At 61.8% G+C, this 12,113-nt stretch carries 12 protein-coding genes; 3 read left to right on the forward strand and 9 right to left on the reverse strand.

What is annotated here, in order from left to right; genetic code table 11:
* The first annotated feature begins 5 nt into the window (after positions 1 to 5).
* Complete coding sequence (galU, locus tag K2L43_RS12410; protein ID WP_011806049.1) at positions 6 to 893, forward strand: UTP--glucose-1-phosphate uridylyltransferase GalU; 888 nt, start codon at positions 6 to 8, stop codon at positions 891 to 893.
* A gap of 110 nt (positions 894 to 1,003) precedes the next feature.
* On the opposite strand, the gene K2L43_RS12415 is transcribed toward galU, so the two are convergent.
* The 9 genes from K2L43_RS12415 to K2L43_RS12455 all read right to left on the reverse strand — a co-directional run bounded on the left by K2L43_RS12415 (position 1,004) and on the right by K2L43_RS12455 (position 9,461).
* On the reverse strand, positions 1,004 to 1,231 hold the full coding sequence (locus K2L43_RS12415; protein ID WP_011806050.1) for a sulfurtransferase TusA family protein: 228 nt from the start codon (positions 1,229 to 1,231) through the stop codon (positions 1,004 to 1,006).
* 5 nt (positions 1,232 to 1,236) lie between these two features.
* Complete coding sequence (locus K2L43_RS12420; protein WP_011806051.1) at positions 1,237 to 1,800, reverse strand: NUDIX domain-containing protein; 564 nt, start codon at positions 1,798 to 1,800, stop codon at positions 1,237 to 1,239.
* Positions 1,801 to 1,915: 115 nt separating this feature from the next.
* Complete coding sequence (cysM, locus tag K2L43_RS12425) at positions 1,916 to 2,821, reverse strand: cysteine synthase CysM (protein WP_047350540.1); 906 nt, start codon at positions 2,819 to 2,821, stop codon at positions 1,916 to 1,918.
* 698 nt (positions 2,822 to 3,519) lie between these two features.
* Positions 3,520 to 3,819, reverse strand: a complete 300-nt coding sequence (locus K2L43_RS12430; protein ID WP_086911755.1) for a DUF2274 domain-containing protein — start codon at positions 3,817 to 3,819, stop codon at positions 3,520 to 3,522.
* Complete coding sequence (locus tag K2L43_RS12435; protein ID WP_086911754.1) at positions 3,816 to 5,117, reverse strand: TrbI/VirB10 family protein; 1,302 nt, start codon at positions 5,115 to 5,117, stop codon at positions 3,816 to 3,818. Before K2L43_RS12435 ends, K2L43_RS12430 begins: the two co-directional genes overlap by 4 nt.
* Before the next feature lie 2 nt (positions 5,118 to 5,119).
* Positions 5,120 to 6,133, reverse strand: a complete 1,014-nt coding sequence (gene trbG, locus K2L43_RS12440) for a P-type conjugative transfer protein TrbG (protein WP_086911753.1) — start codon at positions 6,131 to 6,133, stop codon at positions 5,120 to 5,122.
* A complete protein-coding gene (trbF, locus tag K2L43_RS12445) occupies positions 6,130 to 6,834 on the reverse strand; it encodes a conjugal transfer protein TrbF (RefSeq protein ID WP_086911752.1) in 705 nt (234 codons plus the stop codon). Before trbF ends, trbG begins: the two co-directional genes overlap by 4 nt.
* A gap of 12 nt (positions 6,835 to 6,846) precedes the next feature.
* Positions 6,847 to 8,223: a P-type conjugative transfer protein TrbL gene (gene trbL / locus K2L43_RS12450; protein WP_220639002.1), complete on the reverse strand. Its 1,377-nt coding sequence runs from the start codon at positions 8,221 to 8,223 to the stop codon at positions 6,847 to 6,849.
* Between the two features lie 39 nt (positions 8,224 to 8,262).
* A protein-coding gene (locus tag K2L43_RS12455; protein ID WP_103738857.1) for an IS3 family transposase occupies positions 8,263 to 9,461 on the reverse strand; the annotation gives its coding sequence in 2 pieces (ribosomal slippage) (positions 8,263 to 9,194 and positions 9,194 to 9,461; 1,200 coding nt in all).
* A 308-nt stretch (positions 9,462 to 9,769) separates the two neighbouring features.
* Here K2L43_RS12455 and K2L43_RS12460 point away from each other — a divergent pair.
* Together K2L43_RS12460 and K2L43_RS12465 are read left to right on the forward strand one after the other, a co-directional pair.
* Complete coding sequence (locus K2L43_RS12460; RefSeq protein WP_220637671.1) at positions 9,770 to 11,089, forward strand: Rieske 2Fe-2S domain-containing protein; 1,320 nt, start codon at positions 9,770 to 9,772, stop codon at positions 11,087 to 11,089.
* A 15-nt stretch (positions 11,090 to 11,104) separates the two neighbouring features.
* On the forward strand, positions 11,105 to 12,094 hold the full coding sequence (locus tag K2L43_RS12465; RefSeq protein WP_086911742.1) for a PhnD/SsuA/transferrin family substrate-binding protein: 990 nt from the start codon (positions 11,105 to 11,107) through the stop codon (positions 12,092 to 12,094).
* Positions 12,095 to 12,113 lie beyond the last annotated feature (19 nt).

Below are 12,113 nucleotides of genomic sequence, written 5' to 3' on the forward strand. Positions count from 1 at the left end.
CCGACTTGAACGCACCCACCCGTGTCCGCAAGGCCGTCTTTCCCGTCGCGGGGCTTGGCACCCGCTTCCTGCCCGCCACCAAGGCATCGCCCAAGGAGATGCTGCCGGTGGTGGACAAGCCCCTGATCCAGTACGCCGTCGAGGAGGCCTACGAGGCCGGCATCCGCGACATGGTGTTCGTCACCGGCCGCAGCAAGCGCGCGATCGAGGACCATTTCGATACCGCGTACGAGCTGGAGAACGAGCTGGAGAACGCCGGCAAGCGCGAGATGCTCGCGCTGGTGCGCAGCATCGCGCCCGACGACATGAACTGCCTGTTTGTGCGCCAGCCACGCTCGCTGGGCCTGGGCCATGCCGTGCTGTGCGCCGAGCCCCTGGTGGGCAACGAGCCCTTTGCCGTCATCCTGGCCGACGACCTGATGACCGGCGAGCCCGGCGGCCCCGGCGTGATGGCGCAGATGACGGCCGCTTTCGCCAAGCAGGGGCGCTCGCTGCTGGCCGTGCAGGAAGTCCCGCTGGAGCACACCAAGCGCTACGGCATCGTCAAGGGCGAGAGCGCCGGCGGCGCGCTGATCCGCGTCGACGAGATCGTGGAGAAGCCCGCACCCGAAAAGGCACCGTCGCGCATGGGCGTGGCCGGCCGCTATGTGCTCACGCCGCGCATCTTCGAAGAGATCCGCAACCAGCCGCAGGGCGTGGGCGGCGAGATCCAGCTCACCGATGCGATCGCGCGCCTGATGCAGCACGAGACGGTGTATGCCTACCAGTACGCCGGCAAACGGTACGACTGCGGCAGCAAGGAAGGTTTTTTGGAGGCCACGGTCGAACTGGCACTGCAGCACCCGCAGGTGGGCCCACAGTTCCGCGAATACCTCCAATCGCTGGCGCTGTAACGCACCGCCGGGACGGTGCCCCTGCCCGCCGCCCGGGCATGGGATTCCTGTTTTGATAGCTACCAGCGCTTGCCCAACAAGCGCTGGACGGCTATTTAGCCATTAATCACTCAGCGACGGCGCAGCACGTGGATGAATTCTTCGCCCACGGTCTGTTGTTCGACCAGCTCGTTGCCGGTCTGCCGGGCAAACGCCTGGAAGTCGCGCAGCGAGCCGCTGTCGGTCGCCACCACCTTGAGCAGCTGGCCGCTCGCCATGTCGGCCAAGGCCTTCTTGGCCTTGAGGATGGGCAGGGGGCAGTTCAGGCCCCGGGTGTCGATTTCCTTGTGGATGTCCATTTTTCTCAGTCCTTCGGCGCGTCCAGTCCGCGGCGGCGCTCTGCATTTTCCTCGGCGGTGAAGAACACCGGCTCGTGGCCGCGCGAGCGCAGCCAGTCGGCCAGCGCATAGCCTGTGCCCGCGGGCCAGCACTTGAGCTGGTCTGGCTCATAAAAGCGGTGCTCCAGCAGCTCCGGCGACAGGCGCACCTCGCCTTCGGCCCGTACATGGTAGGCGATGATGACCTGGTTCATGCGCATGAACTCATACACGCCCACCAGCTGCACACTGCGCGCGTCCAGGTTGGTTTCTTCCTTGACTTCGCGGGCAATGCCGTCCTCGGGCGTCTCGCCAGCCTCCATGAAACCCGTGATCAGCGCGAACATCTTGGGTGGCCAGAGCGCATTGCGCGCCAGCAGCACGCGGCCGTCCACCTCCACGATGGCCGCCAGCACGGGCGTCGGGTTGTTCCAGTGCGTCCAGCCGCAGGCGGGGCAGCGCAGGCGTTCCTTCTCGCCGCTGTCCTCAATGACCACGATGGGCGCCAGCGCCGTGGCGCAGTGGGTGCAATAGCGGGTTTCGTACGACATAGCGATGCTCCTCCAGCATGCGCCATGGCCGTCACAGCGCTCCGTAATTGATAGCTGCTCGCGCTTGACTACCGGGCGCCAGCGGCCCTATTGATGCCCACTGTGATCTTCACGTTCACGCCGGGAAGACGCCGGTGGAGAGGTAGCGGTCGCCCCGGTCGCACACCACGAAAACGATGGTGGCGTTTTCCTCGCGCTGCGCGATCTGCTGCGCCACCCAGCAGGCGCCGGCTGCGGAGATGCCGGCAAAGATGCCCTCTTCGCGCGCCAGGCGCCGTGCCATGTCCTCGGCATCGTCCTGGCTCACCAGCACCAATTCGTCCACCAACTGGGGCTCGTAGATCTTGGGCAGGTATTCCTCGGGCCACTTGCGAATGCCCGGGATACGCGAGCCTTCCTGCGGCTGCGCACCCACGATGCGCACCGCGGGGTTCTTCTCGCGCAGGAAGCGCGCGACGCCCGTGATGGTGCCCGTGGTGCCCATGGCGCTCACGAAATGGGTAATGCGCCCCTCGGTCTGCTCCCACAGTTCGGGGCCGGTGGTCTCGTAGTGGATGCGGGGGTTGTCCGGGTTGGCAAACTGGTCCAGCACCACGCCCTTGCCCTGCGCCACCATCTGGTCGGCCAGATCCCGCGCGTATTCCATCCCCCCGCTCTTGGGCGTGAGAACCAGCTCCGCGCCGAAGGCCTTCATGGTCTGCGCGCGCTCCACGGACAGATCCTCCGGCATGATCAGCACCATGCGGTAGCCCTTGATGGCCGCAGCCATCGCCAGGGCAATGCCGGTGTTGCCCGACGTCGCCTCTATCAGCGTATCGCCGGGTTTGATCTCGCCGCGCTCTTCGGCCCGGCGGATCATCGACAGTGCCGGCCTATCCTTCACCGAACCCGCCGGGTTATTGCCTTCCAGCTTGCCCAGAATGACATTGCCGCGTGCCGCGTTGTCCTGTGCACCGATGCGCTGCAGTGCGACCAGCGGCGTGTGTCCGATCGCGTCTTCAATGGTGGGGTAGGTCTTCATACCGCGTTACTGTGCCATAATTTGCGACTTCGCTTTCGCGCCTGCCCGGGTGGTGAAATTGGTAGACGCAGGGGACTCAAAAAGAGGTTTGTGTACCTTTTTTTGAAATTCGTGAACACCACGCAACACTAGGCGGGATAATGGTTTGCGGCGACTGGTCGAATAGAGACCCAAAGGGCTTGTTGAGACCTAGGAGCCAAATAGGAGCCACGGCGAAAAGCCAAGAGGCAGCAAGTAGAATTGAGACGTTGATCTGACATATTGAGCCTGCGGCGAGATGGAAGATCAACCACGGTTGAACAGAAAATTCTGGCCCAGTCCAGAGAATTCAAAGCCCGGGTGGTGAAATTGGTAGACGCAGGGGACTCAGACCAAATTTGAGCCCTCTTGAAGAAATTCTTGAGGTGAAGCCCGTCAAACTCGGCGAAGGCCCTGGACGCAAGTCCGAGCTAATACCGAGCCAAGCCGCTTTTTGAAAAAGAAGCGGAAGGTGTAGAGAGCAGACGGCGGGCACCTAAAGCGCGAAAGCGCTATGGTGAAGGCGTGCTCCAGACCACGAACGCCGTTCCTTTGGGAACGTCGGCGGCGAAAGCCGAAGTGGTAAGAAAATCCCCCGCCGCAAGGCGTGCCGGTTCGATTCCGGCCCCGGGCACCACCACAGGCCCTTCCAGCGATGGAAGGGCCTATTTTTTTGTACCTCATTCAGGGAGCGCATCAACTCTGATTGCGCCAGTTGAGCCGTTGGCAGCTCGCCTTCGAGTCAAGGCGTCTGGCCCGGCAGCATGCTGCTTCTTGAATCCTCGATCCCGCATGATGAACGATTCCAGCATATGCGGAATCAGCGTGACAGCATCGACCGGCTCACCATAGGCCTGTGCATGCAGCGCGGCGTACCGCTCCAGATCAGCCTTCAATGCCGTCGTCAGCACAATGGTCAACTTCACCGTTTCAGTCTTGGGCAGCGGCCCCAACCGCAGCTTGCTGACAGACGTACTCATTGCGAAGACCCTCTCACAAAGAACAAAGGCTGATAGGGCCGCAAAACCAAATCCTTGCTCACCATCACACGCATCGGAAACCCAGGCCGAATCGTCAGTGTCGGTTGAATGCTCATATTCCGCTTGGTAATCTCCTGACCAACCTGGTTCACCGTGTCCTGCGCGCCCTGCCGTATGGCGACAATCACCTTGCCATCGCTACCACCGCGATCCGGCGCCGCCAGTTCGGCACCCACACCCAGCAGCGTGGACAGCGCCGCACCCGCAAGAATCCGGTCCCAATGCCAATCAACACCATCCTCCAGCCCTGCATAACCCGCAGGGTCAATCCCCGGCAAACGGTCCAGTGCAATCGACGACGTATCTGGCAGGATCAACCGCGTCCACACCAGCAACACCCGCCGCTGCCCAAATGACACCTGGCTGTCATAGCGCCCAATCAGCCTTGACCCCTGTGGAATCAGCAGATAGCGCCCCGTGGCCGTGTCGTAAACCGCCTCCGTCACATTGGCGATGACCTGCCCCGGCAAGTCAGAATTAATACCCGTCACCAGCGCAGCCGGAATGACAGTCCCTGCCATCACCTGGTAAGGCGAAGCAGGCATCTGCAGACTGGCCAGATTGCGCGTAGCCGTGTCGCTCGCATTCGCGACGAAAGCTGCCTTCTGCTCCTGCCGATTCTGCGCAGCGGTCGGGTCAACTGCCTGAGCAGTGGCAGACGTCGGTGTCATTGGATTGAACGGCTGGTTGCCTGACACCGATACGGATGGACTGCCAGCCGAAGCAGTGGTCACAGTGGCTGCTGACTTGGCACCATTGCCACTGCTCCTAAAAAACACCGTAGAGCGCGCTGCCTCCTCCGCATCACGCAGCCGCGTCAAACGATCCGCATGCGCTGGATCGTTATACGCCGCCGATACATTCGCTTGGCGCTGGCGCTCGGCACTGAGGATGGCCGGCCCCAAATCACCCGGCAGCGGCTCCCCCAACACAGGTATGGTGGGTTTAACCGGCACCGGAATCTTCGAATAGTCTTTGGGCAACTGGTCTAGGCTCTCGGCCCGCGAGACGCGATCCACGTTGTACAACTCGGTGGCCGGGTTACGCTCACGCTTGTGAGTCTGCAGCGACCACAAGGTGCCTCCGAGCACGGCAGCGGCCAGCGTGCCCGCACCAAGCGCCAGCATGCGCCGGTTCAGCCGTACCACCGGACGCGGCGGCGCACGCAGGGTCATGCTGTCCGGATCGACCTTGGGGGGCACCGGCGTGTCAGCCTGCGGTGTGGCGGGCGTACTCATGCTCAATTCCTCCGTTCCGCGCTGGCAACGCCATCAGTACGTTCGATGCGCACCACCTGGGCCTTGTCTGCCCCAAGTCGCAGCTCGGCCGCACCGAACAACCGGTCTACCACGTAGTACGGTGAACGGAAGCGATAGTTCACCAACTGTCCATCGCCCTGCGGCCCAATCACGAACAGCGGCGGCAACTCCCCCTGCGCAATACCCCCAGGAAACTGGATGTACACCCGCTGCCCGTCGTCAAAAGCACGCAGCGGCTTCCACGGCGGACTGTCACCCGTGATCGCATAGCGGAACCTGATCTGCTCCAGCGACAAACCAGAATCGACCGGTGCAGTTGCCTGAGCCTGCTGCGCCTGCTTCTGCAAGGCCAACATCCGATCCTTCGGGTAATCCCAGGACACCGAAGCCATCCAGGCCTGCGGCGTCGAAGACAGCTCCAGCAGGTACATGCGCCGGTTCGTAGTGATGACCAGGTTCGTCTTCAGACCGGTACGGGTGGGTTTCACCAGTACCGTCACACGCAAGCTGGCCCCTGAGCCGCTGGCCGTGTCGCCAACAACCCAACGCACCGTGTCTCCCGCTGACACCGTCACCAGCTCCTCGCCCTCCTGCAGCGCGACGACCGTGACCCGGCCCGGACTTGTGTAGACCTGGTACAGCGCGCCATCGGCATAGGGCCAGACCTGGATGGCATTGACGTAGCCCTCGCGGCTCGGTGCCACACGCGCTTCCAGATTGGCCCGTGAGACGCGAACCTTCTCGTCAGCAGCTTCCGGCACACCCTTTGTCTCCGCTTCTGCCGATATCGGCTTTAACTGCGCTGGCAGTGGCAGCGGTTCAGGCAGCGTCACGACCTCGATGGGTTTGGGCAGCTCAGGCAGCAGGTGCGCGGCCACGGGCTCATCCAGTGTGATGGTGGGCGGCGGTTTGCCGTGTGTGGCACAGCCGGTGATGGTCGCCAGGGTGGCGACCATCACCAACGGCAAAGCGTAAATACGGATCAATGGTTTCATGGTTTTACTCCTTGTGTCGCTTCGAGTTCACGGCTCCAGGACAGGCCGTTGACATAAATGCCCAGTGGATTGCGGCGCAAACGCTCTTCGGTCCGGGGCGGTTGCAGCACCACCGACACCACTGCCGTCCAGCGTTCCGTGCCCGAGGGCGCACCATTCGAATAGCTTCGCTCAATCCAGCGCATCTGGAACGAAGATTCGCTGGCACGGACCACGCTCGTGACTTCCACCGAAACAGAGTTCTGCCCGATGTGGGCAAACGGGTCGTTGGCGCGGGCATAGTCGTTCAGCGTGGCCGCACCTTTGTCGGTGGTGTACTCATAGGCTTCAAGCCAGTTCTGCCGCACCACGATGGGATCGATTGACAGTGAACGTACGTCGGTGAGAAAGCGCGCCAGGTGATAGGCGATCTGCGCATCGTTCGGTTTGTACGGCGTGGCCGCTTCACCGACGGCCCGCACCTGCCCCGCGCTGTCGACCTCGACGACATACGGTGTCACGATGGACTGTGCGGATCGCCAGACCAAGCCACCCGCCATCAGCAAAGCCAGCGACAGGCAACCGAAGGCCATCAGCCGCCAGTTCTTGGCCTGCACACGGGCGTTGCCGATGCGGTTGTCCCAGACCTGCGCAGCAGCCTGGTAGGGGGTGACGGGCTCGGGCGTGTCCGAGTAGCGCACCTGGGGTCGTTTGAATAACATAAAGTGATCTCCTTAATGGTTGGAGTCGTCGCGCAGGCTCGGACTGGCTCCGCCCCCGCCGTGGTCACCGGAGCGAAGCGTGTGCGCAGCGGTAGAAACCCCGTGTGAGAGACGCTGATTGCGTTGCAGGCGCTTCGCCCAGGCCGGTGCAGGCGGTGGCGTGTCGGAGGTCGTTGCGTTGGCGCCAGTTGTGGCAGTTGTGGCAATTGTGGCTGAAGCCGGTGCAGCCGAATCAGATACAGCCGATGCAACGCGGTCCTTGACGGCCTTGGCGCCAGCCGCAACCCGCTGGCCAACAGCACTCGCACCACTCTTCGCCACATTGGCAAATCCAGCACCCGCAGCGCCTACACCGCCCCCACCTGATGCGGAGGCACCCGCCTGGTAGGCCGACTTCGCGCCAGCAGCCATCGAGCTTGCCAAACGAGCCGCGCTGGCACCACCCCCAACAACCGCACGTGCCGCCCCAGGTGCCATGCGCGCACCAGCGGCTACGGCTGCACCGCCTGTGGCAATCGCCGCGCCACCGGCCACAGCCAGACCCGCAGCACCCAGCACGGTTCCCGCTGCAGCACCGGCTCCCAACTGCGGCGCGCCCGATACCAGCCCGGTCGCGATGCCGGGACCAAAGATGCCCAAACCCAGCAGCGTGAGCGAAGCCAGCATGATGACCAGCGCATGGTCAATCGATGGTTCCGTCCCCGGTGGCGTCTGGAACTCCGCAAACAAGCCAGAGCCAATACCGACGATCACGGCCAACACCAGCACCTTGATGCCCGACGACACCACGTTGCCCAGCACCCGCTCCGCCAGGAAAGCCGTCTTGTTCCACAGAGCAAAAGGCACCAGCACAAAACCCGCCAGCGTCGTCAGCTTGAACTCGATCAGCGTCACAAACAGCTGAACCGCCAGCACAAAGAAGCTCACAATCACCACCAGCCAAGCCAGGAACAGCACGCTGATGACGTCCAGGTTGGCGAACACCTCGGGGAAACCGGTCAGGTCGCTGATCTGCGCCATGAGGGGCCGCCCCGCATCCACACCGGCTTGCGCGAGCCGTCCCGGCTGCAGCAACTGCGCCTGGGTCATCGTGGAACCAGATGCCACCAACCCAAGCCCCGCAAACGAGCGGAACAGGATGCCCGCCAGGTTATTGAAGTTGCCGATGATGAAGGCAAAGGCTCCGACATAGAGAACCTTCTTGACCAGCTTGGCTATCACGTCGTCACCACCCCCACTGGCATGGCTCATAGCCCAGAACAGGCCTGCCAGCGTCATGTCGATACCGACCAGCGTGGCCGTCAAGAACGCCACCTCGCCATGCAGCAGTCCGAAGCCCGAATCGATGTAGCGCGAGAAGACGTCCAGAAAGCGGTCGATGACCGACAGTGACCTTGCCCCTGTTTCGTGTAGCTCTTAACCCACGGTTCACGCGGCCTTTTTACGCTGTGCCTCGTACCAGCGCTGCTCGTACTGCATCGGGCTGAGGTAGCCCAGCGACGAATGCAGCCTTCGGTGATTGTAGAAGGCCATCCAGTCCATCACCGCCTGCCTGGCCTGCTCACGGGTAGCAAATTTGCACCCATGTACGCTGGCTGTTTTCAGCCGGCCCCAGAAGCTCTCGGTCGGTGCGTTGTCCCAACAGTTACCCTTTCTGCTCATCGATGAACGCATGCCCCAGCCCTTCAAGGCATCCTGGAACTCATGGCTGCAATACTGGCTGCCCCGGTCGCTGTGGAATATCAGCCCAGGAGGCGGCCTGCGGCGCCACCACGCCATGGCCAGCGCGTCCTTGACCAGGCTGGCCTGCATGTGCGGCTGCAGGCTCCAGCCCACCACCTGACGGTTGAACAGGTCGATGACCGCAGCCAGGTACAGCCAGCCCTCGTCGGTTTGGATGTAGGTGATGTCGCCACTCCAGAGCTGGTTGGGCGCCTCGGGGTTGAAGCGCCGCTGTACCAAGTCGGGCGCCACCGGCAGGCTGTGGCGGCTATCGGTGGTCACCACGAACTTGCGTTTGGTCTTGGCCCTGATGCCGTGCTGCTGCATGAGCTTGCGCACCCGGTCTTTGCCCACTCGGATGCCCCGGGCCAGCAGTTCCTTGTGCATGCGTGGCCAGCCGTATTCCCCCTTCACCTCGGCGTGGATGGCGCGCATGTACGCCAGCAGGGCTTCGTCGCTGTGACGCCGGGCAGGTCCACCGTGGCCAGACTCACGCCGGCGCAGCCAGTTGAAGTACCCGCTCGCGCTGACCTCCAGCACCCCGCAGGACACACTCACCGGGTACAGCTTTCTCATTTGGTGAATCCAGGCGTACCTCGCAGCGTGTCCTGCGCGAAGTACGCCGCGGCTTTTTTTGCGATGTCGCGCTCCATGCGAAGGCGAGCATTCTCTGCACGCAACCGGGCTATCTCCATCTGCTCGGGCGAGACTTGGATGCCCTTGTCACCACCGCCCGCACCGTCCAATTCTCCCTTGGCTGACAGCCGCACCCAGTTGCCCAGGCTCGCTTTGGGGATGCCCAGTACCTTGGCCACCACCGCAATCGCCTGACCCGAGCGGACCTGCCGAACAGCCTCCTGCTTGAACTCTCGCGTGTACTGCGCACGCACCTGCTTGTCACTCATCTCTGAACTCCTTGTCGGTATCTTCAACAAGGGTTAAGAACTCCACTTTTCAGGGGCAACCTCAATAGCCAGCAACCTGTCTACCAGGAGATTAAGTGGTCACCAAAAAGTTGGTAAATGCAATGCTGAACGGTCAATTCGGCATTGACGCAGACACTCAAGGCGGCGAAAGATCAAAGACATGGGTGGCTCTAAGAATCCGGCATCGGCACGGATTCATCTTCCATCATTAGGGTTAACCCTTATATAAATTGCTTAGGTATCTAATAATAATTGATTTTTTACATCCATTTCTGAGGAGTGCTTTTATGATGACGAGTGAAGAGAACAATCTGTTGTGCCGAGTCGTCGGCGATGCCCCCATGGGGCAGTTGATGCGACGTCATTGGACGCCCGTGTGCTTGATCGAGGAAGTCGCTGAGGCCGATGGAACTCCGGTGAAGGCGCGCGTGCTCGGTGAAGAGCTGGTCGTGTTCCGCGACACGGAAGGCCGTGTAGGCGTACTTGACGAGAAATGCCCGCACCGCGGCCCTTCACTGGTTTACGGCCGTAACGAAGAAGGTGGCCTGCGCTGCCTGTATCACGGCTGGAAGATGGACGTCGCCGGCAATGTGCTGGAGATGGTGTCCGAGCCAGCAGCCAGTGGCTTTGCCGAGAAGGTCAAGCATAAGGCCTACCCGGTGAAGGAATGGGGCGGTTTTGTGTGGGCCTGGTTTGGCCCGGCTGATGCGGTGCCAGAGTTTGTGCCGCCGCCTTGGGCCCCCACCGCAAACACCCGCGTGTCCATCGCCAAGGTGCACCTGCCCTGCAACTATGCACAAATTCTGGAAGGTGCCATCGACTCGGCCCATAGCTCTAGCCTGCACTCGTCGGATATGGTGCCTGCCCGTGTCAGCGGTGCCGAGGCCACCGGACAAATCTGGCTGCGTCCATCGACCGACAAGGCACCGCGTATGCAAGTGCAGCGCGATGGCTACGGCTTTCGATATGCGGCGATTCGCCGCCCTATCAACAATGCAGCAACACACGATTACATCCGATCCACGGTGTTTGTCGCACCCTACACGGTGTTGATTCCACCCAACAATCTTTACAACGTTGCCAATGTGAACGTCCCCATGGATGACACCAACACGGCGTTTTATTTCATCGGCTGGGGCCACCCATCGCAGACACCCGAGACTGAAACCTGGCGCAAATTTCTCCATCAGACCGTGGGAGTCGATCTGGACGAGCACTACCGCCCTCTGCGAAACGAAGAAAACAAATTTTGGCAAAACCGCCAGGCCATGAAGGCTGGCAATTTCACAGGGATCACCGGATTTCCAAACCAGGATGTGGCGATGTGGCTGACCATGGGCCCGATTGCCGACCGCACCAAAGACCGACTCGGTGCCAGCGACATGGCTGTTGTCGAGTTCCGCAAGCAGATGGTGGAAGCCGTGCGCGATTTCCAGGCAGGCAAGTCGGCCATCGGCACCGGAGATCAGGCGATTCCGAAGAACGTCTGTTCGTTCCAGGGCGTGGTACCAAAGACCACCGATTGGCGCGAATACGAAACCACCTATGTGTGGGCAGATGGCATGGATCGCAGCGAGTTCGAATCTTCCTACAACGTCAAAGCCTGAGGCATCAGGAAACGCATGTCCAAGCTCCAACTCTCCGTCGCCATGGGCGACTACGACCGTACTCGTGCACTGCTAGACGGGCGCGTATTGATTGACGGTGTCGATCCGGTCTACATGACCCTCAACCCGGAGGAAATGTTTTTCCGGGCGATGCGTAGCCAAGATTTCGACATCAGTGAACTGTCGTTTTCGAGCTATGCCGTTAAGACCGCCAAGGGCGATTGCCCCTACGTGGCTGTTCCGGTATTCCTGTCGCGTGCATTTCGCCACACGTCCATCTACGTGCGCAAAGACCGCATCAAGAAGCCGGAAGACCTCAAGGGCAAGCGCATCGGCCTGCCCGAGTACCAGTTGAGTGCCAACGTGTGGGCTCGCGCCATCCTGCAGGACGACTATGGCGTGGCGCCGGAGGACGTGACCTGGGTGCGCGGCGGCATCGAGACACCAGGTCGCCCCGAGAAGATTGCGCTGCAGTTGCCCCCGGGCGTGAAGCTGGAAAGCGCACCCGAGGGGGTGACTATTTCCGATTTGCTCGACCGGGGCGATATCGACGGCTTCATGGCGCCCCGCCCGCCCAGCACCCACGTGCTGACCAACCCGAATGTGGGGTGGCTGTTCGACGACCCGACCGCGGTGGCCAAGGACTACTACCGCCGCACCAGCGTGTTTCCCATCATGCACGTGCTGGGGGTGCGCAAAACGCTGGCAGAACGGCACCCCTGGTTGCCGGGCGCGGTGTTCAAGGCCTTCAGCCAGTCCAAGGCGGCTGCGCTCGAAGCCTTGTCTGATACCTCGGCCACCAAAGTCACGCTGCCGTTTGTGGAAGAGCAACTGAAAGCTGCGCGAGAGACCATGGGCCATGATTACTGGTCTTACGGTGTCGAAAAAAACCGCGCCACGCTGGAGGCTTTCTTGCATCATCACCATGCACAGGGCTTGTCATCGCGCCGGTTGTCAGTCGACGAGATATTCCATCCGGCGACGTACGAAACTTACGCGATCTGACTGAGTTCATGTTTCACGC

The organism is Diaphorobacter sp. MNS-0, assembly GCF_019602835.1.
GTDB lineage: Bacteria > Pseudomonadota > Gammaproteobacteria > Burkholderiales > Burkholderiaceae_C > Diaphorobacter > Diaphorobacter nitroreducens.

Bases quoted from the DNA above. Each gene is read 5' to 3' on its own strand.
- trbF (WP_086911752.1), bottom strand. From the start codon at position 6,834: ATGTTATTCAAACGACCCCAGGTGCGCTACTCGGACACGCCCGAGCCC.
- K2L43_RS12430 (WP_086911755.1), bottom strand. From the start codon at position 3,819: ATGAGTACGTCTGTCAGCAAGCTGCGGTTGGGGCCGCTGCCCAAGACT.
- K2L43_RS12460 (WP_220637671.1), top strand. From the start codon at position 9,770: ATGATGACGAGTGAAGAGAACAATCTGTTGTGCCGAGTCGTCGGCGAT.
- K2L43_RS12435 (WP_086911754.1), bottom strand. From the start codon at position 5,117: ATGAGTACGCCCGCCACACCGCAGGCTGACACGCCGGTGCCCCCCAAG.
- cysM (WP_047350540.1), bottom strand. From the start codon at position 2,821: ATGAAGACCTACCCCACCATTGAAGACGCGATCGGACACACGCCGCTG.
- K2L43_RS12465 (WP_086911742.1), top strand. From the start codon at position 11,105: ATGTCCAAGCTCCAACTCTCCGTCGCCATGGGCGACTACGACCGTACT.
- K2L43_RS12420 (WP_011806051.1), bottom strand. From the start codon at position 1,800: ATGTCGTACGAAACCCGCTATTGCACCCACTGCGCCACGGCGCTGGCG.
- K2L43_RS12415 (WP_011806050.1), bottom strand. From the start codon at position 1,231: ATGGACATCCACAAGGAAATCGACACCCGGGGCCTGAACTGCCCCCTG.
- trbG (WP_086911753.1), bottom strand. From the start codon at position 6,133: ATGAAACCATTGATCCGTATTTACGCTTTGCCGTTGGTGATGGTCGCC.